At 70.9% G+C, this 22,488-nt stretch carries 22 protein-coding genes; 14 read left to right on the forward strand and 8 right to left on the reverse strand.

Features of this window, described 5'->3' with window-relative positions; genetic code table 11:
• Positions 1-12 precede the first annotated feature (12 nt).
• Together ACW7GZ_RS13440 and ACW7GZ_RS13445 are read right to left on the reverse strand one after the other, a co-directional pair.
• Positions 13-459 carry a hypothetical protein gene (locus ACW7GZ_RS13440; RefSeq protein ID WP_457009689.1) on the reverse strand — a complete coding sequence of 149 codons (447 nt, stop codon included), beginning with the start codon at positions 457-459 and terminating at the stop codon, positions 13-15.
• A complete protein-coding gene (locus tag ACW7GZ_RS13445; protein WP_457004852.1) occupies positions 456-1,049 on the reverse strand; it encodes an RNA polymerase sigma factor in 594 nt (197 codons plus the stop codon). Before ACW7GZ_RS13445 ends, ACW7GZ_RS13440 begins: the two co-directional genes overlap by 4 nt.
• Before the next feature lie 105 nt (positions 1,050-1,154).
• On the opposite strand from ACW7GZ_RS13445, the gene ACW7GZ_RS13450 reads away from it, so the two are divergent.
• The 6 genes from ACW7GZ_RS13450 (at position 1,155) to ACW7GZ_RS13475 (ending at position 5,429) form a co-directional block, all read left to right on the forward strand.
• Positions 1,155-1,481 carry a hypothetical protein gene (locus ACW7GZ_RS13450; RefSeq protein ID WP_343281542.1) on the forward strand — a complete coding sequence of 109 codons (327 nt, stop codon included), beginning with the start codon at positions 1,155-1,157 and terminating at the stop codon, positions 1,479-1,481.
• Between the two features lie 34 nt (positions 1,482-1,515).
• Entirely contained in the window at positions 1,516-2,412 is an 897-nt protein-coding gene (locus ACW7GZ_RS13455) for an aspartyl protease family protein (protein ID WP_457009692.1), read from the forward strand.
• Between the two features lie 47 nt (positions 2,413-2,459).
• The gene (locus tag ACW7GZ_RS13460) at positions 2,460-3,080 is read left to right on the forward strand and encodes a DUF938 domain-containing protein (RefSeq protein ID WP_457009694.1); all 621 of its coding nucleotides are present in this window, start codon (positions 2,460-2,462) and stop codon (positions 3,078-3,080) included.
• A 249-nt stretch (positions 3,081-3,329) separates the two neighbouring features.
• Positions 3,330-4,238: a hypothetical protein gene (locus tag ACW7GZ_RS13465; RefSeq protein WP_457009696.1), complete on the forward strand. Its 909-nt coding sequence runs from the start codon at positions 3,330-3,332 to the stop codon at positions 4,236-4,238.
• A 54-nt stretch (positions 4,239-4,292) separates the two neighbouring features.
• On the forward strand, positions 4,293-5,069 hold the full coding sequence (locus tag ACW7GZ_RS13470; RefSeq protein ID WP_457004860.1) for a hypothetical protein: 777 nt from the start codon (positions 4,293-4,295) through the stop codon (positions 5,067-5,069).
• 123 nt (positions 5,070-5,192) lie between these two features.
• Positions 5,193-5,429, forward strand: coding sequence for a hypothetical protein (locus tag ACW7GZ_RS13475; RefSeq protein WP_457004862.1), 237 nt, complete (start codon positions 5,193-5,195; stop codon positions 5,427-5,429).
• A gap of 66 nt (positions 5,430-5,495) precedes the next feature.
• On the opposite strand, the gene ACW7GZ_RS13480 is transcribed toward ACW7GZ_RS13475, so the two are convergent.
• Positions 5,496-9,206 (reverse strand): indolepyruvate ferredoxin oxidoreductase family protein, encoded by a 3,711-nt coding sequence (locus ACW7GZ_RS13480; protein ID WP_457009832.1) that lies wholly within the window; start codon positions 9,204-9,206, stop codon positions 5,496-5,498.
• Between the two features lie 290 nt (positions 9,207-9,496).
• On the opposite strand from ACW7GZ_RS13480, the gene ACW7GZ_RS13485 reads away from it, so the two are divergent.
• Complete coding sequence (locus ACW7GZ_RS13485; protein WP_457004864.1) at positions 9,497-10,135, forward strand: tetratricopeptide repeat protein; 639 nt, start codon at positions 9,497-9,499, stop codon at positions 10,133-10,135.
• A 23-nt stretch (positions 10,136-10,158) separates the two neighbouring features.
• Here ACW7GZ_RS13485 and ACW7GZ_RS13490 read toward each other — a convergent pair whose 3' ends face one another.
• Both ACW7GZ_RS13490 and ACW7GZ_RS13495 read right to left on the reverse strand, forming a co-directional pair.
• Positions 10,159-10,812 carry an ankyrin repeat domain-containing protein gene (locus ACW7GZ_RS13490; protein WP_457009698.1) on the reverse strand — a complete coding sequence of 218 codons (654 nt, stop codon included), beginning with the start codon at positions 10,810-10,812 and terminating at the stop codon, positions 10,159-10,161.
• A gap of 96 nt (positions 10,813-10,908) precedes the next feature.
• A complete protein-coding gene (locus tag ACW7GZ_RS13495) occupies positions 10,909-12,441 on the reverse strand; it encodes an Mbeg1-like protein (protein WP_457009700.1) in 1,533 nt (510 codons plus the stop codon).
• 168 nt (positions 12,442-12,609) lie between these two features.
• On the opposite strand from ACW7GZ_RS13495, the gene ACW7GZ_RS13500 reads away from it, so the two are divergent.
• The gene (locus tag ACW7GZ_RS13500) at positions 12,610-13,653 is read left to right on the forward strand and encodes a hypothetical protein (RefSeq protein WP_457004868.1); all 1,044 of its coding nucleotides are present in this window, start codon (positions 12,610-12,612) and stop codon (positions 13,651-13,653) included.
• A gap of 124 nt (positions 13,654-13,777) precedes the next feature.
• Here the strand turns inward: ACW7GZ_RS13500 and ACW7GZ_RS13505 are convergent, their stop codons facing one another.
• The 3 genes from ACW7GZ_RS13505 to ACW7GZ_RS13515 form a co-directional block, all read right to left on the reverse strand.
• On the reverse strand, positions 13,778-14,566 hold the full coding sequence (locus tag ACW7GZ_RS13505; RefSeq protein ID WP_457004869.1) for an ankyrin repeat domain-containing protein: 789 nt from the start codon (positions 14,564-14,566) through the stop codon (positions 13,778-13,780).
• 54 nt (positions 14,567-14,620) lie between these two features.
• Positions 14,621-16,285, reverse strand: coding sequence for a hypothetical protein (locus ACW7GZ_RS13510; protein ID WP_457004871.1), 1,665 nt, complete (start codon positions 16,283-16,285; stop codon positions 14,621-14,623).
• A gap of 91 nt (positions 16,286-16,376) precedes the next feature.
• Positions 16,377-17,864 (reverse strand): AAA family ATPase, encoded by a 1,488-nt coding sequence (locus ACW7GZ_RS13515; protein ID WP_457009702.1) that lies wholly within the window; start codon positions 17,862-17,864, stop codon positions 16,377-16,379.
• A gap of 109 nt (positions 17,865-17,973) precedes the next feature.
• Here ACW7GZ_RS13515 and ACW7GZ_RS13520 point away from each other — a divergent pair, with 109 nt between their 5' ends.
• The 6 genes from ACW7GZ_RS13520 to ACW7GZ_RS13545 all read left to right on the forward strand — a co-directional run bounded on the left by ACW7GZ_RS13520 (position 17,974) and on the right by ACW7GZ_RS13545 (position 22,482).
• The gene (locus tag ACW7GZ_RS13520; RefSeq protein ID WP_457004874.1) at positions 17,974-18,609 is read left to right on the forward strand and encodes a nucleotide-binding protein; all 636 of its coding nucleotides are present in this window, start codon (positions 17,974-17,976) and stop codon (positions 18,607-18,609) included.
• 45 nt (positions 18,610-18,654) lie between these two features.
• The gene (locus ACW7GZ_RS13525; RefSeq protein ID WP_457005098.1) at positions 18,655-19,131 is read left to right on the forward strand and encodes a SixA phosphatase family protein; all 477 of its coding nucleotides are present in this window, start codon (positions 18,655-18,657) and stop codon (positions 19,129-19,131) included.
• The gene (locus ACW7GZ_RS13530; protein WP_457009704.1) at positions 19,128-19,742 is read left to right on the forward strand and encodes a YceI family protein; all 615 of its coding nucleotides are present in this window, start codon (positions 19,128-19,130) and stop codon (positions 19,740-19,742) included. The genes ACW7GZ_RS13525 and ACW7GZ_RS13530 overlap by 4 nt, the downstream gene beginning before the upstream one ends.
• On the forward strand, positions 19,739-21,631 hold the full coding sequence (locus ACW7GZ_RS13535; RefSeq protein ID WP_457004876.1) for a phospholipase D family protein: 1,893 nt from the start codon (positions 19,739-19,741) through the stop codon (positions 21,629-21,631). The genes ACW7GZ_RS13530 and ACW7GZ_RS13535 overlap by 4 nt, the downstream gene beginning before the upstream one ends.
• A 131-nt stretch (positions 21,632-21,762) precedes the next feature.
• The gene (locus tag ACW7GZ_RS13540; protein ID WP_457004878.1) at positions 21,763-21,972 is read left to right on the forward strand and encodes a hypothetical protein; all 210 of its coding nucleotides are present in this window, start codon (positions 21,763-21,765) and stop codon (positions 21,970-21,972) included.
• Positions 21,973-22,047: 75 nt separating this feature from the next.
• Positions 22,048-22,482 (forward strand): hotdog fold thioesterase, encoded by a 435-nt coding sequence (locus ACW7GZ_RS13545; RefSeq protein WP_457004880.1) that lies wholly within the window; start codon positions 22,048-22,050, stop codon positions 22,480-22,482.
• The last annotated feature ends 6 nt before the right edge of the window (positions 22,483-22,488 follow it).

Genomic DNA, 22,488 nt, shown 5'->3' on the forward strand with positions numbered 1-22,488 from the left:
TGCTGCAGGCGTTCAGCGCCTCGGGGTCATGGGCGGGAGCGCGTGAAGCCGGCGGATCTGGCCGGATATCCAGTTGAGGGCGATGCAGATCCCGGCGGCCGCGAGCCACGGCATCGCGTCGGTGGCCAGCGCCTGGCGGAGCGCGTACCACGCCGCGTCGGCGTAGAGCGCCGCCGCCATGATCGATGCGGTGGCAAGGATCAGAAGCAGGCTGCGAGCCAGGATCGGCTCGAACCTCGGGTCGCGGATGCCGACCCTGGCCGCGACCGCCGCGGCGAAACCGGGCGGCGGCTGGCTGCGTGGGGCGGTTGTTACTGCCGTGGCCACGAGACGGTAGCAGTGGGCCACGGCGTCGGCGTCGGCCGGCCCGTGTCCATTGCCGCGTGCGACTCGCAGCCCCTGTTCCTGGGCCTCCCATTCGCTGGCGTCGACCTTGGGGGCCGTGTCTTTCGTGGTCATGGCGGAACTCCCATGCGTGATTCCAGAAGGCTGCGCAGCCGCTTGCGTGCGCGGAACAGATGGCTCTTGATGGTGCCTTCGGCGAGGCCCGTGACCTCCGCGATCCCGGCGATTGGCATCTCTTCCAGATGGTAGAGCGCAAGCAGGCTGCGCTGCAGCGGCGGCAGCATTTCGATGGCGCGGTGCAGCCGCCTGACGGCCTCCGCGTCCGATGCCGCGGCCTCCAGGTCGAAGCCGTCGCCGATCCGCTCTTCCAGGGGCGGGTCGTCGTCATCGGGATCGGCGATCGGGATGCGCTTGCGCTCGAGATGGCGTGCGGCCACCGACCAGGCGACCTGTGCGATCCACGATTTCAGCGCGCTCTCGCCGCGGTACTGGTGCAGCGTGCGGTGGATGCGCAGGAAAACCTCCTGGCAGAGCTCGCGGGTATCGTCCGGATGGCGGACCAAGCGGTCGACGACGTGCCAGCACAGGCCCTGATAGTCGCGGACCAGGCGCTCGAAGGCACCCGGGGCGTCGGACAGCACGGCCTGCACCAGCGCGTGGTCGGCGTCGGCGGCATCGTCGGAAGATGGACTGGCTTGAAGCATCGAGGACAGGGATACGGGAATCGGCGCGCCGGTTGCAATCGGCGTAGTGCAACCGCCGTGTCGCCGGGCGTATCTCCTTGGTCAACCAACCGATGCAGGCACGCCATGAACTTCGACATCCTGATTCCCATCTCCCTTTTCGCCGCCGTCGCCTACTCGATCAAGGTGACGGTGGAAGCCTATGCGCGCCGCCGGATCTTCGAGGCCCGAGGCTCGGAAGAACTGGTGCGCGCGCTGCTCGAAGGCGAGGCGCGCCGTCGCCGCCAGTCTTCCCTGCAGTGGGGCGCGGTCCTGGTAGCGCTGGCCATCGGCTTCGGCCTGGTGGAACTGATCGGGGCGCGCGAGGTCACGCCGGGCGTGGCAGCGCTGCTGCTTGGTGCGACGGGCCTGGGCCACCTGGCCTACTACCTGCTTGACGGCCGGAAGCGGTGAGGGCGCCCGTCTTCAATCGTGCACCAGGATCCGGATGATGCTCCTTGCAGTGATGCTCATGGCGGCCCTCGGCGACGCCGGCAACGTGGATGCCGGGGCGCGGTCCGATGCCTGTGCCATCGGGGAAGCGGCGCGCAGCGACTTCGACGCGCAGGTGCCCTTCGAAGTTGTCGATGGACGCATCTATGTCCAGGCCCGGGTCAATGGGCGGGGACCGTTCCGCTTTGCTGTCGATACGGGAGCGAGCGGCAACGGCCGCGCCGACGCCGCCCTGGTTGCCGTGCTCGGGCTGGAGGTCCATGGACGCGCAAGCACCTCCGACGGCCTGGAAACCGCGGCCGTGGACACCACGCGCCTGGACTCGCTGAGCCTGGGCGGCCTGTCGCGACACGACCTGGACGTGATCACCCGTGACTACAGCCGCCTGATGTCGCCGGAGGCGCCATTCCTGGGGATCCTTGGCCGCGGGTTCTTCGAAGACGGCCTGCTGGTCATCGACTATCCGCGGAGGATGCTGTCCTTCAGCCGCAGCCTTGCCCTGCCGGCCGGCGGGGATTCGATCCTGGAGTACGAGCGGCCTTTTCGCGTCTCCGTGTCGATCGGTGATGTCCGGACGGAGGGCAACATCGATACCGGCGCGAACGTGGCATTCCTCATGCCGCAGGCGCTGTATGGCCAGCTCCAGGGCAACCCGCTGGAACCTGCCGGTGCGGGAGGGCTGACCAACGGACGGATCGAAACCATGCGCGGCGTGGTCCGCGGGCCCGTCAGGATCGGTGCGGCGAGCATCGAGGATGCCGAAGTGCGGGTGTCGGATCGCTATCCGGAACTCCTGGTCGGCGCGCATGCGCTCCAAGGCTTCGTGATCCTTGTCGACCAGCGATCGAAGCGGGTCGCACTGTGTCCGTCCGCCAGCCCCGGAAAAGCCTGACGGCTGCCTGGCGCAACAGCCGCTGCGGGATCGGTCAGACTGGCCCGATGAAACCACACGCCTCCGCCTGCGATCGCAACCGCGATCCGATCCTCGCGGTCCTGCGCGAGCGCCTCGCCGGCCATCACCGGGTGCTCGAGATCGGCAGCGGCACCGGCCAGCACGCGGTCCATTTCGGCGCGGCCATGCCTTGGCTCAGCTGGCAGTGCTCCGAGGTCGCGGACAAGCTCGCCGGCATCCGTTCCTGGCTCGACGAAGCCGCGCTGCCCAACACGCCGGCGCCGATCGCGCTCGACGTGGCGCAGGGCCCCTGGCCTGCCGCAGGCGGCTTCGATGCGGTGTTCACGTCCAACACCCTGCACATCATGGGCTGGCCCGAGGTCGAAGCCTTCTTCGCCGGCGTCGGCGAGGTGCTGCGCGATGCGCCGCGCGGCACGCTGGTCGTCTACGGCCCGTTCAACTACGGCGGTGCGTACACGAGCGCCAGCAACCGCGACTTCGACGCCTGGCTGAAAGCCCGCGACCCGCGCTCGGCCATCCGCGACTTCGAAGCGGTGGCGGCACTGGCATTCGCAGTCGGCCTGGATATCGCGGCTGATGTCACGATGCCCGCCAACAACCGCTGCCTGGTGTTCTCGCGCAGGGCGCCCGGCCACTCGACACCGTGACCATCGACGCTTGAACCGGCTGTCCATCGCGCGGCGGCGCGTTCGCAGACCTGGCGCCCGAGCGCTTCGGCGGCTACTACGCCGGCTGGTGGGAAGCGCGCACGACGGCGCGGAATCCGACTGAAGCGCCGGAGGCACTGTCCGGTGGGTGCATCGGGTGGCGTATATCTCCGGGACCCGCTCGGCTGGCTTCGCCACGCGAACGGAACTTCTCTTCATGCCCAGGAAAGGATGCCGCCGATGATGCCCATGCGCCCACTGTTGTTCGCCTGCCTGCTGAGCACGGGTTCCCTGTCCTTCGCAGCGTCGGAGCCGGCGCCGCCTGCCTGGGCCAGCGCTGCGGGCTTCAGCGCCGTCGATGTCGAAGCCGTTGAAAACTCCGGGTATTACAGCGCGGAGCGCTTCCCGGGGCAGGGCGCGTCGGCCTTCAATCCCGATGCCGACCTGGCGCCGCCGGTGCGGGCGCTGCTGCTGGTCGAACACCGGGAAGGACTGCTGCCGCATGCGCGTTACCGGGTCACCTGGCACGTTGCGCCCGATGCGCAGGCGCCGGACCGGAACCTGGACTACGTCGAAGTGCAGCGCTTCAATCTCGGGCCGGCACGGCACCAGGACCTGCGCGGATCGGTGCCGGAAGAGCACCTGGCCGATGTCTCCGAATTCGGGGTCGGGCCGGACGTGGCCTGGCGATTCGTGATGGCACCGCGGCAGGGGATGCGCGCCGGGGTGGAAGAGGCGGCGCGCAGGGAATTGTCCGCTGATGAATCGATCGCGGTGGACTGCCTCGGGTCTCCCTGCGCTGCGCTGGCAGGTCCTGCCGAACCCGAAGGCGAATGGTTCGCGCGTGATGTTTCCGCGCCGTCGGATCGCTATGCGACCAGAGCCGGGGACGGAAGCCCGCATCCGGCGCGCGTCGCCGAGGACCTGGTCGCGGCGATGGGCGAGGAGGCCGATCGCGCAGCGCCGTTCAACCCCGCTACGCCGCGCTTCGTGTTCGTGATCTCCGCCAACGCGGATGGCCAGGACCTTGCGACCACGGCGCTTGCGCGCGACGCGATGGTGTTCGATGACGACATCGGCACCATCTGGGCCCGCTGGCACCAGGTGTCCGATGCGACCGCTGAATCGGCGCTGCTGCACCAGTCGCGCAATCGCTGATCCATCCCCGATCCATGACGAACCCGCGAGTGATCGCGGCAGGAGATCCGTGCCATGCACAAGCCTTTCCATCGGTACCGCCAGCGGTCTGTCCGCCCCTCCCTTGTTCCGGTCGCGTCCGCGGCCACGCTTGCGTTGTTGCTGGCCGGCTGCGGCGGGGATGGCCCGACCGTGGCCGGGAGCCCGGGTGCCGGTGGGACGCAGGCGTCGACCGCGGCCTCGGCGAGGTTCGATCCTTCATTGCGGGACTCACCGTGCAGCGTGGTCACGGTCGACACCGTGGCGACCGTCTTCGGCCTGCCGGCGGGCGAAATCGAGCAGCACGAATCCTCGGGCATGTGCCTGTACAACTGGAAGGGAGAAGGCATGGTCATGGACGCCACCATCCATGTGACCCGGGTTGCGGACGATGCCAGGGCCGCGGCGGAACACTTCGCCAACGTCACCCGTGGAATAAGCGGTGCCGAACTCGACAAGGCGATGGACGGCGTCCGCGAGCAGGCGCGTGAAAACGCGGGGCCGGACAGCGCGGCGGCCGACGCGCTGCTTGGAGGGGTCGCTGACGCTACGCGCAGTGCTTCGCGCGGAATCGAGTTCAGCGACGTCGACGGGGTCGGCGACCAGGCCCGCATGCTGGTCGGGCGCGGTGAACTGAGCGTGCTGGTCGACAACCTGCATTTCAGCGTCACCGCCCATCACGGCAAGCGGATGACGGCGCCGCCCGACCTCAAGCAACTGGTGGCGGCCAGCAGGGCCTGGCACCAGACGACCCTGGCCGAGCGCGAAGAACAGTCGATCGCGGTCGCGCGGGCTGCAGTCGCGGCGCTTTAGCCACTGCGCGGGAGCCCGGCTCCCGTTCTGCGCGCGGTTTGACCTGGATCATCGCGGGCGCGCCGCAGGCGGCGCAGCATGGGGCCATCGGCGCCGTGCGCGCCGCCACAGCAGGAGTCGACGATGGAGTTCCATGTCCGCGCGTCGCGGCCGCTGCCGCCGCTGGTGGTGATCGAGGACGCGCTGCTGGCCTTCGATCCCGCCGCGGTGGTCGATATCGACCCGGCGCACGGCCTGCGCGTGAACGCGGCGATCGACGCCGCCCGGCTGGCGGCCCTGATCAACGAGGTCGGCGGCGACGTGCAGCCGGCCGAAGTCGAGCAGCAGCCCTCGGTGTGCTGCGGCGGCTGCAGCGGCTGACGCCGGCACCGATCCGCCCCACGGACCTGTAGGAGCAGCGGCCCTGCGACTTGGGGCTTCGTGGCGTCAGGCCGCCTGCACGATGCGCAGCGGATTGGCCCACTCGCGCAGCAGGTCGGCTTCGCGTGCCTTGGCCTTCTCCAGGTGCGCGTGCTTGACGTGGCCGTAGCCGCGGATGTGCTCGGGGATCGATGCGATTTCCGCCGCCAGCGCGACGTTGCCGGAGTCCAGCGCGTCCAGCAGGCCGCCGACCGTGAGCTCGTAGCCGTCGATCAGCGCGCGCTCGGTGCGCCGCTCCGCGGTGTAGCCGAACACGTCCAGCGGCGTGCCGCGCAGGCCCCTGAGCTTCGCCAGCACCTTGAACGCGCTGAACACCCACGGGCCGAAAGCCTTCTTGCGCAGCCGGCCCTCGGCGTCGCGCCTGGCCAGCAGCGGCGGCGCGAGGTGGAACTCGAGCCGGTAGTCGCCCTCGAACTGCTGCTCCAGCTGGCGCTTGAACTCGCCGCTGGTGTACAGGCGTGCGACTTCGTACTCGTCCTTGTAGGCCATGAGCTTGAAGAAATAGCGGGCCACGGCCTCGCTGAGATCGGTGGCGCCGGGCGCACGGGCTTCTTCGGCGGCGCGCACGCGGGCCACGAGCTCGGTGTAGCGCCGCGCGTACTTCGCGTCCTGGTAGTCGGTAAGGAAGGCGCTGCGGCGGGCGACCAGTTCGTCGAGGCTGCGTGAAAGGCGGGCGTCGTCCAGCGGCAGGAACGCGATGCTGTCCGCCCCTTCGGGCAGGTGGCGCAGCTGGTCTTCGGTGCGCTGCGGCTTGGGCGCGCTGGTGGCGCCCCATTCGTTGCCTTCCCAGTCGCCCGGGGGCAGCGCGTCGAGCAGCGACGGCGTGTCCTCGGCGGCGGTGCGCGTGTTGCGCACGATGCCGGCGGCTTCGTACACCGCTTCGATGTCGACCGCGGCCAGGCGGCCCCAGGCGAAGGCGGTCTTGTTCATTTCGATTGCGGCGCCGTTGAGCTCCACCGCGCGCATCAGCGCGTCCAGCGACAGCGGCACCAGGCCGCGCTGCCAGGCGTAGCCGAGCATGAACAGGTTCGCGGCGATGGCGTTGCCGAGAAGCGCCGTGGCCAGCTGGGTGGCATCGACCACGTTCAGCGCGCGCGCGGCGCGGGCCGCGGCCGCGGCGTCGGCCACGTCGTCGCCGGCCAGCGCCGTGCGCACCGCGCTGATGATGTCGGTCGCCGGGAACTGCATGTCCGGCCGGGTGGTGAACGTGCCCGGCATCGCTTCGTAGCTGTTGATCACCACCTGTGAACGGCCGGCGCGCAGCTTGGAGAGCGTCCAGTAGTCGTTGACCACCACCATGTCGCAGCCCAGCACCAGGTCGGCCTCGCCGGCGGCGATGCGCACGGCGTGGATGTCCGACGGTGCGCCGGCAATGCGGATGTGGGTGGTGACCGCGCCGCCCTTCTGCGCCAGGCCGGTCTGGTCGAGCACGCTTGCACCGCGGCCTTCCAGGTGCCCGGCCATGCCCAGCAGGGCGCCGATGGTGACCACGCCGGTTCCGCCCACGCCGGTGATCAGGATGTTCCAGGGCCGCGAGCCGTCGCTGGCGAACACCGGATCCGGCAGGTTCGCCAGGCGCGACAGCCCGGTGGCCGCCTTGCCCTTGCGCGGCGCACCGCCGTGCACGGTGACAAAGCTCGGACAGAAGCCCTCGACGCAGCTGAAGTCCTTGTTGCAGGCGGACTGGTCGATCTCGCGCTTGCGCCCGAACTCGGTTTCCTTCGGCAGCACGGAGACGCAGAACGACTTCACGCCGCAGTCGCCGCAGCCTTCGCAGACCAGCGAATTGATGGCCACGCGCTTGGCGGGGTCGGCGATCTTGCCGCGCTTGCGGCGGCGGCGCTTCTCGGTGGCGCAGGTCTGGTCGTAGATGAGGATGCTCGTCCCCTTCACTTCGCGCAGGCGCTTCTGCACGGCGTCGAGCTCGCGGCGGTCGTGGAGCTCGACGCCCGACGGGAAGATCGAACGATCGGACCACTTCTCGATCTCGTCGCTCAGCACGACGATCGCCTGCACGCCCTCGCTCCTCACCTGGTGCGCGATCTGCGGCACCGACAGCGTGCCGTCCACCGGCTGGCCGCCGGTCATCGCCACCGCGTCGTTGTAGAGGATCTTGTAGGTGATGTTGACGCCGGTCGCGACCGACTGGCGGATGGCCAGCGTGCCCGAGTGGAAGTAGGTGCCGTCGCCGAGGTTCTGGAACACGTGCTGCGTTTCGGTGAACAGCGCCTGCCCCGACCAGGTCACGCCTTCGCCGCCCATGTGGGTGAAGGTCTCGGTGCTGCGGTCCATCCACGTGACCATGTAGTGGCAGCCGATGCCCGCCATCGCGCGCGAGCCCTCGGGCACCTGCGTCGAGGTGTTGTGCGGGCAGCCGGCGCAGTAGTGCGGCACGCGCGGGAACTGCGCGCGCGGCAGCGCCAGCGCGCCTTCCTTCTCCTCCATCCAGCGCAGCACCTCACCGATGTGCGCCGAGTCGCGGGCGTCCATCCGGATGCCGCGCTGGTGGGTGCCGCCGTGGAGCCGGCGCCCGATCACGCCGGCGATGGTGGCGGGCGTCAGCTCGCCGGTGGACGGCAGGATCCACTCGCCGGCCTCGTCATACTTGCCGACGATCGACGGGCGGCGGCCGCCGTCCAGGCCGAAGTCGAAGTTGTAGAACAGCTCCTTCATTTGGCTTTCGATGAAGGCGTGCTTCTCCTCCACCACCAGGATGTCCTCGAGCCCGCGCGCGAACGCGCGGATGCCCATCGGCTCGAGCGGCCAGGTCATGCCGACCTTGTAGACGCGGATGCCGATCCGGGCGCAGGCGTCGGCATCGAGGCCGAGGTACTCCAGCGCCTGCAGCACGTCGAGGTAGCTCTTGCCGGTGGTCACGATGCCCAGGCGGGCCTGCGGCGAATCGATCACCACGCGGTCGATGCGGTTGGCGCGCGCGAAGGCTTGCGCGGCCTTGACCGCGTAGCGATGCAGGCGCATCTCCTGGTCCATCGGCGGGTCGGGCCAGCGGATGCCGAGGCCGCCGGGCGGCATGTCGAAATCGTCCGGGGTCACGATCTCGATCGCGAACGGATCGACGTCCACCGACGCGGACGACTCGACCGTTTCGGCGATGGTCTTGAAGCCGATCCAGCGCCCGGTGTAGCGGCTCATCGCCCAGCCCACCAGGCCCATGTCGAGGATGTCCTGGACGCCGGCCGGGTTGAGGATCGGCATCAGCGCGCTGGTGAACTCGCCTTCCGAGCCGTGCGGCAGGGTCGATGAGCGACAGGCGTGGTCGTCGGCGGCCAGCGCCAGCACGCCGCCATGCGGCGAGGTGCCGGCCGCATTGGCGTGCTTGAACACGTCGCCGGAGCGGTCCAGGCCCGGGCCCTTGCCGTACCACATGCCGAACACGCCATCGACCTTGGCGCCCGGGAACAGGTTGGTCTGCTGCGTGCCCCAGACCATGGTCGCGCCGAGGTCCTCGTTGAGGCCCGGCTTGAAGTGCACGTTCGCGCCTTCCAGGTGCTTGCGCGCGCGCCACAGCTCCAGGTCGAAGCCGCCCAGCGGCGAACCTCGGTAGCCGGACACGAAGCCGCCCGTATTCAGCCCCGCCGCCTGGTCGCGCAGGCGCTGCATCATCGGCAGCCGCACCAGCGCCTGCACGCCGGACAGGTAGATGCGGCCCTGCGTGCGGGTGTACCTGTCGTCCAGCGTGTAGTCGTGGTCGGTCACGCCACGGGTCAGGCCGATGCGGGCGGAGGCGGGAGAGGAGAGTTCGGCGGTGCTGGTCATGGCGGGGCCCTGTGGCGTGCGTGGACGCTGGCGGAGGGGCGCGCCGGCCGTCGCACGGCTGCGCGAGAGCGCGGAAGCGCGGAAGTGCGGAAGCGGCGCGGATTCTAGCAGCGGGCGCGCCCCGCAAGCGCCCGCCGGGGCGCCGGTGCGGCGACGGAGGCTGAATCCACGCGGTGCAGCCGGTACCATGCGCCCCGGAGTACAGGGGCTCCGCCAATCCAAGTGACGCCATGAACCGCTTTGCCACGCGCCTGATCGGCGCCCTCGTGCTTATCGTCCTGCCGCTCGGCCTCTGGGCCCAGGGCATCCCCAGGCCAAAGGAATTCTATTTCGAGGCCGACACCGAGGTGACCCGGCGGCTTGAGCTGTATCCGGCGGCGGATGGTGAAGACGTCGTCCCGCGCCTGCTCCAGGTACGCGACCGCGGTCGCCGCGACGCGGCGCTGGCCGCGGCGCAGCTGGCGCACATTTCCTATGCCACCGGTCGCGCCGACACCGGCGCCGCGCTCTACGCCGAGGCCTTGCAGCGCGCCGAAGGCGCACGCCAGCGCGACGCGATGCACTGGAACCATGGCTGGGACCTGTACCGCCACGGTGATTTCGCCGGCGCGCTCGAGCAGTGGCGCATGGCCGGCGCCGAGCGGCTCAAGGGGCCGGCCTGGCTGCCGCCGACCCTTGCCCTGGGGCTGTGGCGGCTGGACCGCCGTGACGAAGCCGTGCGCTGGTACGCCGCCGCCGTTCGCACCGAACCGCAGCTGTGGCAGTCGCCCGACCTGGCGCGGCTGCTGCCGGACTGGACCGCGGCCGATCGCGCGCTGCTGGCCGAGGTGGCCGCGGCCTGGCGCGTGGCGCCGCCGAGCTGGCCCTGATCGCGGCGGATCGACGCCGGCGGCTACTCGCCGACGCCGGCCTCGAGCGGCACATCGTGCGCCCGCAGCCAGTCGATGACCGCCTGGCGCTCGCCACGCGCGCGCTCATTGAGCAGTGATTCGCTGAGCTGGAAGTAATACGGCTGGAAGGTGTCGCCGGCGGAGTTGGTGGCGTGCGCGGGCGCGCCGGACGCCAGGAGCAGCATCACCACCGCACCGGCGTTGATCGAGCCGGCCGCGTGCAGCGGCGTGGCGCCGTTGTCGTCGGCGGCGCCGGGGTCGGCGCCGGCATCCAGCAGCATCTTCACCTGGGCGTCGCTGCGGCCGAGGATGGCGCGCACCAGCGGGGTTTCACCGGTCGCGCTGTTGCGCAGGTCGGGGTCGCCGCTGTGGTCGAGCAGGGCGCGCAGCAGGGTCGGGTCGTCGCCGAAAGCGGCCGCGTGCATCGGGCCGCCGCCGCCCGGCGACTGCCGGTTGGGGTCGGCGCCGGCATCGAGCAGCGCGGCGACGGTCGCGGGCTGTCCGGCGGCCACGGCCAGCTGCAGCAGGCTGGTGCCGTCCTTGCCGGGCGTGTCCGGGTTGACCCCGGCCAGGCCTGCACGCAGCGTGTCGGCGTCGCCGCGCAGCGCCGCGTCGGCGAGTGGGGCGAGCTGCGGGTCAGTGAAAGGATGGTCCATGGTCGGCGGTCCGCTGCATGCGGCCGCGCTTGCCGCCAGGAGGAGGATCAGGGCACTGGTGCGCATCCCCGGGGATGGTGCCATAGCGGCGCGCGGTCAGCGGAACCAGTTGCGCACGGTCTGTGCCGCACCGCCGAGCAGGTCGGCGGCCTTCTCGACCACGTTGCCGCCGAAGTCGGCCACCGCCTCGACCGCGCGGCCGCCGCTGGCGACCACGTCCGCGGCGACGTCGCTGACCGGACCGTCGAAGCGGTCGTCGATGCGCTGGGCCAGCGATTCGGCGCCGTGGCGCAGGGTGTCGCCGGTGGAGTTGAAGACGCCTTCGGCGACATCGCCGGCAATGCGGAAGCCGCCCTGCACGCCGTTGCCGTGGGCGAAGTCGGTCTCGACCACGTCGATGATGTCGCCGGCGAGGTCGTGGGTGTTGCGCGCGAAGTCGTCCTGCAGCGCATCCGGGACCAGGTCGACAAGCGTTCCGGTGGTGCCCTGCGGCGGGTTCTCATAGCCGGGCTGCCAGGGCTGCTGCTGGATCATGGCGTCGGTGAGCAGTTCCGGGCTGTGGCTGACCGCGCCGCGCACCAGGCTGGCGACATCGCCCAGCACCGGGACGTTCAGGCGGTCCAGCGCTTCCAGGCCGGCGCCCAGGCCGATGGCGACCGGCGTCGGCAGGCCGGTCTCGAGGGCCAGGCCGCGCGGCACCAGGGTCAGGTCCTGCACACCCTTGGGTTTGACCACGATCTGCGTGCCCAGGGCATCGGGTGCGGCAAGGGCCAGCGGACTCGACTCCTGGGCATTGGTCAGCAGGTCGTCGGCCAGGGAATAGCGCCGGATCAGGCCGCCCTCGGCCATGTCGCGCGCGGCCTGCGGGTCGATGCCCATGCGGTCCAGGGTGTTGGGATGGATACCGGACGCGTCGAACGTGACCGCGGCTACGCCCGAGGCCAGCGAAGCCACCGATGCCAGGCCGCCGCCCTGCGAGTGGCCGGTGATGGCCAGGTTGGTGGCGTTGCCATCGGCATCCGGGGTGCCGAAGCGGCGCTCGAACTCGACCGCGGTGCGGGTGGCCAGGCCGCTGAACTTGTCGATTTCGTCGTTGGTGGTGAAGCCGGTGCCCTGGCGGAAGTTGTTCATCCAGTCCGCGCCGCTGCCGTCGGTGCCGCGGTAGGCGAGCACGAAGTTGCCGTCGCAGTCCTGGTAGATCTCGGCCTTGAAGTGCTGGGCGACGAGCTGGTCGCCGCCCTCGAGGTACTGCGTGCGCCAAGCGGCAGGATCGTCGATGCCGCGGGCGGTGAGGTCGGCGTCGGTCACGGCCGACCAGCCGGCTGGCGGTGCGGGACGGCCCTCATAGACTGCCGTGGCCAACTGCGACAGCACCACGTCGAATTCCTGCGCCTGCTGGCCGCCGGCCACCGCGGAGAGTTCCCCCGGGCCCACGCCGCCGGGGGCGCATTGCGGGGCGGCGTTGGGCGCCAGCGCGGACATCTGGGGGTGGTATGCGGGTTCGTGGCGGCCCTGCAGCGGCTGTGCGGCCGGAGCGTTCGCGGCGTCCGCTGCGGGCGGCGGCGCCTGCCGCAGCTTGTGCAGGTGGACCGCAGAGGCGGAATCGTTGTCCAGGCGCATCAGCTGCATGACGGCGGTCCGGCGGAAGTCTGCACCCAGTGGACCGCCGGTCGCGGCCGCGTTCAATCGGGGGTGCACCCTAGGTCGGGTTCGCCAGGCTTGGCGCGTGACGCCCCGGACCGCATTCACCAACGCGCGGATATGCTGCGCCGATCGACCACGCTGATGGAGCCGCACATGCGCATCCGCTTCCTGTTGCCCCTCCTGCTGCTGCCGGCGCTGGCCGCGCCCGCCCTTGCACAGATGCCTTCGGAGCCCGCGCCCACGGAAGCCGAGCTGCAGCGTGCGCAGCAGCGCGCCGAGGCCTGGCAGGCCTATGGTCTGCGCGTGGCGACGGCGTTGGGGCGTTCGGACGGCGCCCGCGACCTGGCGCTGGCCACCCTGCTGGAAGCAATGGCGCAGCCGTATGACGAAGGCGGACGCGTCGCCGCCGGCGTGGACGCCTCCCGCTGGCGCTCGGGCGCGGAGGCCAAGGGCGCCGGCGACACCATCACCCAGCAGCTGCTGCTGGCCGCGGGCACGGTGGCTGGCGAGCAGGCCGCGGCCACCGCCGCCGCGCGCCGCTGGCAGGCGCTCTCGCCCGGCAACCTGGCGCCGCTGCTGCACCAGGGTCTCGGACCCGAGGCTCTGCTTTCCGCCGCCGCACAATCCTCCCGCAACGCGCCCGATCCGTACCCGATGCTGCGCTGGGTCGCCGACGCGCTGGCCAGGCATTCGCCCACGCGGGCGGAATGGGCGACGTTCGGGGAGGGTACGCAGCCATCGGCGGCAGCGCATGCCGCGGTCTGGGCGTCGTCGCTCCACGGGGTGCTGTTGCCGGACTACCGCGAGGTGCTGGCTGCTTGCACGGGGCGCCAGCTGCGCGCGACAGGCCGCCCGGATGCGTGCCGTCACATGGCCGATGTGCTGCTGGCCCGACCGCAGACGGTGCTCGACGAACGCATCGGCCTGTCGATGGCGCGCGCGCTGACCCGCAGCGCTGCCGAGCGCGCGCCGCTGGATGCACGCCGCCGCGGCGTGGACTGGCGCCAGGAGCAGCTGGCGGAGCTGTCAGGGCGGGAGGAGGCCGGTACGGGCGATGCGGAGCTGCTCGCCCGCCTGCTAGCCGATCCCGCGATCGATACCGAAGACGCGCTGGTCAGGCGCACCTTGGCCGAGGCCCGTCTTGCGCAGGAGCCACCGGCAGGGTGGCGGGCGCCGTGGCAGCAGCCGCGACGCTGACGGCGGTCAGCTGGGCCCGTGGCCGTAACCGCGCCCTTGTGGGAGCGGCTATAGCCGCTCCCACAGGGTCGGTGCGAGGCCAGCAGGGTCGGTGCGAGGCCCAGGCAGCTCCCTCGCCGCGGCTTCAGCTGCGCGGCGTGACCGCGACGCCGTTGGCTTCGAGCCAGGCGTCGATCTTTTCGAGGTCGCGGCGGGTGGCGACGTTGAGCAGCTTGGGGTCGCCGCGGAACAGGTAGTCCTGGAACGTGGCGCCGGTGCGGTCGGTGGCACGCGGGTCGGCGCCGCCTTCGAGGAAGCGCAGGACCGCGCCCGAGTCCTTGACCAGGGCCGCCTGGTGCAGCGGCGTGGTGCCGTTGCGATCGGCCACGTCCAGGCGGGCGCCGGCACCCAGCAGCAGCGCGATGTTGTCGTCGCTGCCGGCGCGCAGCGCGTCGAACAGCGGCGTGGCGCCGGTGGTGGTGTTCGGGGTATCCGGCGACATGCCGTGTTCGAGCAGCACCTCCAGCCAGCCCTGGGTCTTGCCCATCGCCGCCAGGTGCAATGCGGTGCGGCCGTCGGCGTTGCCGAGCGCCGGGTCCGCGCCAAGCGCGAGCAGCAGGCGGAACGCGCCGCGGTCGCCCTGCTTCATCACCCATTGCAGCAGCGGCTGGCCCTGGTCGTCGACGCTGTTCGGATTGGCGCCCGCGGCGAGCAGCTCGCGCGCGAGCGCTTCGTCGCCGCCGGTCACGGCGTCGGCAAGCTGGGCGTTGCCGGGATTGTCGAAGCCCTTTCCTGGAGTCACGTCTGTCCCTTGCCGGGCGCAGCCGGCGGTGGAGGCGAGCATCAGCGACGCGGCCAGCAATGCGCGAACGCAGCGCGGCGCCATCCTGCGGGAGGGCGCCGCGAGCGGGAGCACGGGGGCTGCGTCGGTCATGCGGGTCACGTTACTACGTCACGGCTGCAGCTTGCGTGGCGCCGGTCCGATGGCTCAGAACCAGTTGGTCGGGTTGAGCTTCTCGCCCAGCCATTCCACGCCGTCCGAAGTGGCCTGGCCAACGTCGCCGACGAAGTCGGACACCACCTCGACGCCGTCGCCGATCACGTCGGTGACGGTGTCGATGACGTCGCCCGCGCCGTCGGCGATGTCGCTGACAACCTTGCCGGTGCCCTCGACGAACCCGGCCACGGCGTCGAGCGGAGCGTCGAGGCCGGTGGCGTCGCCGATGTCACGCAGCAGGCCACCGCCGGCATTGGCGAGGTTCTGGGTGGTGTCGCCAACCAGGCCCAGCGCGCCGTCGGCGATGTCGCCGACGCTGTCGATGGCGAAGTCGAGCACGTCGCCGACCACCTGCGCGGTGCCGTCGACGTGGTCGCCGTTGGCGAAGGCCTCGCGCCCGGCCTCGCCGATGCCGTCGATCATCTCGGCGCCGTTGTCCCAGAGGTCGCCGACCACGTCCTGGCCCTGGCGGATCACGCTGCCAAGCTGGTTGAGGTTGTACTCGCCCACGCGCTCGAGGCCGTCGCGGCCGATGTTGCCGACCACGCCGATGGTGCCGCCGGCGATGTCACCACCGACGTCAAGCGCCTGGTCGATGGCCCAGCCGAGGATGGGCCGGCCGCCTGCGGACAGGGCGTCGTTGGCGAAGTCGCCAAGCCGGTCGAGGCCGCCGTCGACGGCGCTTCCGGCGCGCTCGGACAGACTGGGACGGGTAGAGGGATCGTAGGCGGTGTTCTGCTGCAGGGCGTCGACGTAGGAGGCGTTGTCGCCACCGCCGCCATGCAGGGCGGCAAGGTCGCCGATGCCGCCCATGCCGGCGGGCGGGTCGATGCGCAGCTCATGCCCGACCGCGTTGGGCGGCGACATGCCGAGGATCGGGATGATCGGCAGGTCCTGCTGCGCGCCGTTCAGCGGATCACCGTTGACGATGTAGCGGCGCAGCTGGCCGCTGTCGGCGGCGTCCTCGCGCACGGCGTTCGGATTGAATCCGAGCGATTCGAGGGTCTGGTCGCTCAGGCCCGACGCGTTGAAGGTCACGCCCGGCACGCCGGTGGCCAGCGACGCGGCGGAGGCAAGGCCGCCACCCAGCGAGTGTCCGGTGAATGCCACGTTGCCGTCGCCGAAGACGCGGTTGGCGGCCTCGGCCAGGGCCACGGCGTCCTTGTACTGGCCGCTCTCGAAGCCGAGGCCCTGCTGCGCGTTGTCGTCGGCATCGCCGGACGGCGCCAGGCCCCAGTCGTCGGTGCCGCGGTAGGCGACCACGTACTGGCCCTGGTCGTTCTGGTAGATCGAGGCGTCGAAGCCTTCGGACGTGCTGAGCAGCGCCGGATCGATCGGGATCTCGTTGCCCTGCGCGTCGACCAGCGAACTGCCGTCGGCGCTGGGCTCGAGCGCGGTCCAGCCGGCGTCGGTCAGGGCCTGCTCGGTCTGCGGGTTGTCGGCCGCGTAGACATCGTTGGCCATCATCGCCATCTGCAGGTCCAGGTCCGGCTGCGGCTGGGTGCCCGCGACCTGGCCGGCGAAGCTGCCATCGCCCTGGGGATACTGGTTGGCGACCTGCTGCAGCTGCGGCGGCGGCTGCAGGGCGACTGCAAAGCGGTTGTCCAGGCGCATCTGCTGCGCGATGGACATCTGGCTGGATACCTGGAAGCTCATGGCCGACTCCACGGATCGATGCCATGAAGCCTAGCCAGCCCGGCCGGCGGCGCCAGCTGGGAGTGACCCTAGTGAATGCGGCCCCCGGCGCTCAGTCGGCCGGCACCGTCCGCCCCAGCGCCCAGCCGCGCAGTGCATCCACCTGCTCGGCCATCACCACCGACAGCGGCCGCGTGCGCTTGAGCTCGGCGCGCAGCAGGAAGTCGTTGAGCGGCGTGCCGGCTGCGTGCGCGGCATACAGGCCGGAGACGATGGCCTGCTCGATCTCGGCGCCCGAGAACCCTTCGGCGGCCGTGGCCAGGCCATCCAGGTCGAAGCCCACTGGATCCAGCCCGCGCTTGCCCAGGTGCAGCGCGAACAGTTCGCGCCGCGTCTCCACGCCCGGCAGGTCGACGAAGAAGATCTCGTCGAAGCGCCCCTTGCGCAGCAGCTCCGCCGGCAGCTCGTGCACCTGGTTGGCGGTGGCGACCAGAAAGACGTGCGACTTGCGCTCCGCCATCCAGGTCAGCAGGTAGCCGAGCACGCGCCGTGAAACCCCGCCGTCGCCGTCACCGGTGGATGAGGCCAGGCCCTTCTCGATCTCGTCGATCCAGAGCACGCAGGGCGCCAGCTGTTCGGTCGATTCAAGCGCGGCGCGCAGGTTCTTCTCGGTCTCGCCGTGGAATTTGTCGTAGAGCGTGCCGAAGTCCAGCCGCACCAGCGGTACGCCGAAGCCGCCGGCGATCGACTTGGCCAGGAGCGATTTGCCGCAGCCCTGCACGCCCAGCAGCAGCACGCCCTTGGGCGGATCCAGCCCGGGCGGCGCGTTGCCGGAGGTGAACACCCCGCGCCGCTGGTCGATCCAGCGCTTCAGCGCACGCGCGCCGGCGACGTCGGCGAATCCCGCGGTGTCGTATTCGTAATGCAGGTGCCCGCTGCGGTTGAGCAGCTCGAACTTGAGCTTCGCCAGCTGCGGCAGGTCGTCGTGGCCGAGCGCGCCGTCGTTGAAGATCAGCTGGCGGGCGATCCGCCGGGCGTCGCCCAGGGCCAGGCCCTGCAGGTTGCGCACGATCAGCTTCACCGCGTCGGCGTCGGCCTCGACCCGGCGGCCGCCGTGCTCGGCCTGGTAGCGCAGGGCCTCCTCGCGGACCAGCTTGAGCAGGGCGTTGGCGTCCGGCAGGCGGATGCCGAAGCGCACCGCCTTGGCTTCGAGCTCCGCCGGAAGCTCCACCTTGTGGCCGACCAGAACCAGCACGTGCGGCTGGCAGCCGCGGCGCTGGACCAGGTCGCGGAGCATGCGCTGGGTGCCGGCGTAGCCCAGGTAGGGGTGGAAATCGAGCAGCAGGTAGACGCCGCGCTGCTCCGCGCCATGGATCGCGCGCAGGGTGCTGGTGGCGTCGGGGGCGTCGTCGGTGGGGTCCTCGCCGTCGAGGTCCAGGCGGCGCAAGCCTTCGGTGATGGTCCAACGGTACAGCGCGCGCCAGACGTGCAGCAGCGACTGCCGGAACAGTTCGACCACCCGCGGCTCGTCCGGGGTTTCGACGATGATCAACGGTGTATCGGCGCGGATCAGCGCAGCCAGGTCCTGCAGGTCGCTCATCGGGTGCGTGGTGCCAGTGCTCGGGAGTCGGTGCATTCTAGGTGCGCGATGTCGTGTCGGGCGGTGTACCCTCGACTGCCGTACGTTGGCGGACGTGACCGGAGAGCGCATGAAGACGGTGCTGGTGGCCAGTTCCAAGGGCGGTGCAGGCAAGACCACGATCGCAACCCACCTCGCCGCGCATGCGGCCGTCGACGGCCTGCGAACGGTGATCATCGACGCCGATCCACAGCAGTCGTCCACCCGCTGGGCCGAGCGCCGCGCCGGGCTGGAAAGCGCGGTCCTGCCGATCGCCGGTGCCAGGCGCGCCGGGACTGCCTGGAAGTCGCTGCCGGAAGATACCCAGCGGGTCGTGGTGGATGCGCCGGCCGGCGCCATGGCGGACGACCTGGGGACCTGGCTGGAACATGCCGACGCCGTAGTGGTGCCAGTGCTGCCCTCGGCGCTCGACCTCGACGCCACCGTGCTCTTCCTCAACTCGCTGGCCCAGCACGCAAGGGTCCGCCGCGGCGACCTGCGCGTGGGCCTGGTCGCCAACCGCATGAAGCCGTGGACCAACGCGTCGCAGGCCACGCTCGACCTGCTGGGGCAGTGGCCCTACCCGGTGGTGGCCTCGTTGCGCGACAGCCAGGCCTATGTGCTGCTGGTGGGCCTGGGGCGCAGCTTGTTCGACTACCGTTCCGCCCAGGTACGCAACCATCAGGCGGACTGGGCGCCGCTGCTTAAATGGCTGCGCAAGGCCTGAGCCGTTCGCGGCGGACAAATGGAGAATCGACCGATGGCAACCGACGTGAGGGACATCCTGCTGCTGCGCCACGCCCATGCCGAGGCGGCGGGGCCGGGACAGGCCGACCTCGATCGCCCGCTTTCGCCGGAGGGCCAGGCCGAGGCCGAGGCCGCCGGGCGCTGGCTGCTGGAGCACAGGCTGCTGCCCGACCAGGTGCTGTGCTCGCCGGCGCGGCGCACGCGCGAGACGCTTGAAGCCGTGTTCGGCGTGGTCGGCTACGTCGAGCAGCGCCTGGAACCCTCCATCTATGACGCCACCGCCGGCACGCTGGCGGCGCTGGCCGACCAGCATCGCGATGTCGGCCGGCTGATGCTGGTCGGCCACAATCCGGGGTTGGAGCGCCTGGTGGCGCTGCTGCACAGCGGCCAGTCGGGGGAATACCGCGGCATGCCGCCGGGCTCGATCGCGATGCTGCAGCTGCCGGTGGGCGCCGAGGTCGAGCCTGGCGCGGCGCGCCTCATCGACTTCTGGTGGCCGTGAGGCGTGTCCCGGTCGCTGCCTGCGCGTTCCTGGTCGCCCTCGTTGCCGCCATCCTGCCGGCGGCCGTTCCGGTCCGCGCCGCGGACGTCGACACCGCGACCTCGGAAGTCGGCTTCAGCCTGGCCACCCGCTGGGGCGACGTGGTCGAGGGTCGCTTTCCGGTCTTCGAAGGCCGCCTGACGCACCTGGCCGATGGCCGCCAGCAGGTGCGCCTGTCGCTGTCGACGACCGACGTGGAGATCCTCGGCAGTCGGCGCCATACCTATCTCACCCGCGGCAGGGGCTTCTTCGACGCCGAGCGCTATCCCTGGCTCAGCTTCGTGTCCGACCCCTTCGATCCGCGACTGCTGGTGGACGGCGGCGCGCTGCCTGGCGTGCTCAGCATCCGTGACGTGCAGCACCGCGAGGCGTTCACGGTGCTGCCCTCGACATGTGCGCGGCCGGCGCTGGACTGTCCGGTGCTGGCGGCGGGCCTGATCGATCGCAGCCACTACGGAATGACCCGTTGGAGCGTTGTGATCGGGCGCAAGGTCCGCTTCCAGCTGCGTATCCGGGCGATGGGGGACAACAGTGGGAATGCGGAACCGCCCGGGGCGGGGGGCGTGGGATGAAGGTGCTGTTGCGCTTGTTGTTGCTGGCCGCCGCGCTGGCTGCCGGCGGCTGCGCCACGCTGACGCCGGAACAGGCCGCGGCCGCGGCACGCGTGGCCGGGCAGGCGCGTCCGGTGCTGGTCGACTGCCTGCGCGACGATGCCTGCGCCACGCCTTCGGCGCTGCGCAGGCTGGGGCTCGACGCCATGGCCGACAGCGCCCCCGGCGCGCCGCGCCACCACGCGCTGATCCTCGACTACGGGCAGGATGCGCTGCTCGCGCGCTTGAGCATGGTGCGCTCGGCGCAGCGCACCATCGACGTGCAGACCTACATCTTCGACGAGGACGACGCCGGCCATCTGTTCCTTGACGAGCTGCTGGCCGCGGCGCGGCGCGGCGTGCGGGTGCGGGTGCTGGTGGACCAGCTGTCGGCGCTGCGCGAGGTCGAGACCCTGGCCGCGCTGGCCGGGGCCCACGCCAACTTCGAGATGCGCATCTACAACCCGGTGTTGGGACGCGCGCGCATCAGCTATCCGCAGTACGTGCTCGCCGCGGCCTGCTGCTGGCGGCGGCTCAACCAGCGCATGCACAACAAGCTGCTGCTGATCGACGGCGTGGCCGGGGTCACCGGCGGGCGCAACTACCAGAACAGCTATTACGACTGGGACCCGGAGTACAACTTCCGCGACCGCGACCTGTTCGTGGCCGGCCCGGTGGTGGCGGAGATGGCGGCAAGCTTCGAGGACTACTGGGGCGCGCGCCTGACCCGCGCGCTGCCGGGCCTGGCCGATGTCGGCCGCCTGCTGCTGCGCGATGGCGTGCCGCGGCTCCCGCACGCGCCCTTCCAGCTGCCGGCGCGGGTGGAGCGGATCTCGCGCGACGCCGACGACGCTGGTCTGGTGGATGCGCTGGCGGCGCACGCGCTGCCGGTTGGGGCCGTGGAGTTCATTTCCGACCCGCCGCAGAAGCATCGCCGCGACTACGAGGGCGTGGCGCCTTCCACTCGCGGCCTGCGCGAGCTGATCGAGGGCGCGCGCGAGGAGGTGCTGTTGCAGACGCCCTACCTGGTGCTGTCGCCGGTGGCGCAGGACCTGTTCCGCGAACTGCACGGGCGCGAGGATCCGCCGCGGGTGCTGGTGTCGACCAACAGCCTGGCCGCGACCGACGCCTTCATCACTTATGCGCTGTCGTACAAGTACAAGCGCCGGCACCTGCGTGAATTCGGCTTCGAGATCCACGAGTTCAAGCCCTTCCCGCAGGACGCGCCGATCGACGTCGAGGCCACCGGCACGGTGGAGCTGGATGGGGACGGCGTCGCCGGCACGTCCGCCGGCGGCGACGGGGAGCGTGCGCGTATCCGGCCGCTCGAGCGCGAGTACTCGGCGCTGCGCTGGTCGGGCTTCTCGGCGCACGAGCGCGTGCCGCTGCATCGCGGCGGCGTGCGCTTCGGCCTGCACGCCAAGTCGCTGGTGGTCGACGAACGCATCGGCGTGATCGGCACCCACAACTTCGATCCGCGCGGTGACAACTACAACACTGAAAGCGCGGTGGTGATCGAAGACGAGGCGTTCGCGCTCGCACTCGCCGCCAGCGTCCGCCGCGACATGGCGCCGGCCAATTCCTGGACCATCGCGCGCCGCGACCGCCCGTGGCTGCTGCCGGGCCTGGACTACTCGCTGGGCAAGGTCTCCGAATCGCTGCCGGTGTTCGATCTGTGGCCGACGCGCTACGCCACCAGCTACGAGTTCCAGCCGGGGCCGGGCTGCGTGGAGCCGCCGCCGCCGGGCGACCCGCGGTTCCGCGCCTGCCACGAGCCGGTGGGCGACTTCCCCGAAGTGCGGGTCGGCCTGCGCGGCCTGTTGACCCGCATCTTCACCGCCTTCGGTGCCGGGCTGGCCCCGATTCTCTGAGTGTTCCTCTGGACGACCGTTTGTCGGCAAGAACGCCGAAACGGGCTGCCGTGACTTTTTACCTATTGCAGTAGGATTGTGGTGTGGTACTTTACCAGCACACCGAGTCACAACCCCCAGAGGACACCGCCATGTATCGCACCGACGCCAACGTTTCCTTCGCCGCCCACCACGCCGCCGCGAGCGCCAACGGCGCCGCGAAGTCGGGCAGCGCCGCGGGCCAGGTGCCGCGCTACCGCTCACGCGACTTCGGCACCGGCTACGGCAGCAGCAGCGGCTACGCCGCCGCCCGTCGCTACGCCCCCGGCAGCCAGCCGACCTCCCGCTTCCGCCTGGTCTGATTCTCGATTGACCCCGGGGGAACCCGGTCCTAGGCTGGCGCGCCGCGGCGTCAGCCCGGGACCACTGGAGCCTCCATGACCGTCCCAACGTCGATATTCCGCCGCGGCCTTGACCTGGCCGCGCTCAATGCCATGTCCAAGGGCACTGCGATCGAGGCCCTGGGCATCGAATTCGTCGACATCGGCGATGACCACCTGGTCGCGACCATGCCCGTGGACGCCCGCACCCGACAGCCCTACGGCTTGCTCCACGGCGGCGCCTCGGTGCTGCTGGCCGAAACCCTGGGCAGCAGCGCCGGCAACATGTGCGTGGCCGAGGGCGAAGTCTGCGTTGGCCTGGAGATCAACGCCAACCACGTGCGCGCCGCCCGCGAGGGGGTGGTCAGGGGCACCGCGCGCGCGCTGCACATCGGCCGCAGCACCCAGGTCTGGGAGATCCGCGTCGAAGACGCCCGCGGCCGCCTGGTCTGCATTTCGCGCCTGACGCTGGCAGTGGTCCCCGCAGCCTGATCGGCG

The sequence above is a fragment of the Luteimonas sp. A537 genome, assembly GCF_054052065.1.

What these genes read in the sequence shown, in the direction of transcription:
- ACW7GZ_RS13440 (WP_457009689.1), bottom strand. Translation starts at nt 459, where the DNA reads ATGACCACGAAAGACACGGCCCCCAAGGTCGACGCCAGCGAATGGGAG.
- ACW7GZ_RS13445 (WP_457004852.1), bottom strand. Translation starts at nt 1,049, where the DNA reads ATGCTTCAAGCCAGTCCATCTTCCGACGATGCCGCCGACGCCGACCAC.
- ACW7GZ_RS13450 (WP_343281542.1), top strand. Translation starts at nt 1,155, where the DNA reads ATGAACTTCGACATCCTGATTCCCATCTCCCTTTTCGCCGCCGTCGCC.
- ACW7GZ_RS13455 (WP_457009692.1), top strand. Translation starts at nt 1,516, where the DNA reads ATGATGCTCCTTGCAGTGATGCTCATGGCGGCCCTCGGCGACGCCGGC.
- ACW7GZ_RS13460 (WP_457009694.1), top strand. Translation starts at nt 2,460, where the DNA reads ATGAAACCACACGCCTCCGCCTGCGATCGCAACCGCGATCCGATCCTC.
- ACW7GZ_RS13465 (WP_457009696.1), top strand. Translation starts at nt 3,330, where the DNA reads ATGCGCCCACTGTTGTTCGCCTGCCTGCTGAGCACGGGTTCCCTGTCC.
- ACW7GZ_RS13470 (WP_457004860.1), top strand. Translation starts at nt 4,293, where the DNA reads ATGCACAAGCCTTTCCATCGGTACCGCCAGCGGTCTGTCCGCCCCTCC.
- ACW7GZ_RS13475 (WP_457004862.1), top strand. Translation starts at nt 5,193, where the DNA reads ATGGAGTTCCATGTCCGCGCGTCGCGGCCGCTGCCGCCGCTGGTGGTG.
- ACW7GZ_RS13485 (WP_457004864.1), top strand. Translation starts at nt 9,497, where the DNA reads ATGAACCGCTTTGCCACGCGCCTGATCGGCGCCCTCGTGCTTATCGTC.
- ACW7GZ_RS13490 (WP_457009698.1), bottom strand. Translation starts at nt 10,812, where the DNA reads ATGGACCATCCTTTCACTGACCCGCAGCTCGCCCCACTCGCCGACGCG.
- ACW7GZ_RS13495 (WP_457009700.1), bottom strand. Translation starts at nt 12,441, where the DNA reads ATGCAGCTGATGCGCCTGGACAACGATTCCGCCTCTGCGGTCCACCTG.
- ACW7GZ_RS13500 (WP_457004868.1), top strand. Translation starts at nt 12,610, where the DNA reads ATGCGCATCCGCTTCCTGTTGCCCCTCCTGCTGCTGCCGGCGCTGGCC.
- ACW7GZ_RS13505 (WP_457004869.1), bottom strand. Translation starts at nt 14,566, where the DNA reads ATGACCGACGCAGCCCCCGTGCTCCCGCTCGCGGCGCCCTCCCGCAGG.
- ACW7GZ_RS13510 (WP_457004871.1), bottom strand. Translation starts at nt 16,285, where the DNA reads ATGAGCTTCCAGGTATCCAGCCAGATGTCCATCGCGCAGCAGATGCGC.
- ACW7GZ_RS13515 (WP_457009702.1), bottom strand. Translation starts at nt 17,864, where the DNA reads ATGAGCGACCTGCAGGACCTGGCTGCGCTGATCCGCGCCGATACACCG.
- ACW7GZ_RS13520 (WP_457004874.1), top strand. Translation starts at nt 17,974, where the DNA reads ATGAAGACGGTGCTGGTGGCCAGTTCCAAGGGCGGTGCAGGCAAGACC.
- ACW7GZ_RS13535 (WP_457004876.1), top strand. Translation starts at nt 19,739, where the DNA reads ATGAAGGTGCTGTTGCGCTTGTTGTTGCTGGCCGCCGCGCTGGCTGCC.
- ACW7GZ_RS13540 (WP_457004878.1), top strand. Translation starts at nt 21,763, where the DNA reads ATGTATCGCACCGACGCCAACGTTTCCTTCGCCGCCCACCACGCCGCC.
- ACW7GZ_RS13545 (WP_457004880.1), top strand. Translation starts at nt 22,048, where the DNA reads ATGACCGTCCCAACGTCGATATTCCGCCGCGGCCTTGACCTGGCCGCG.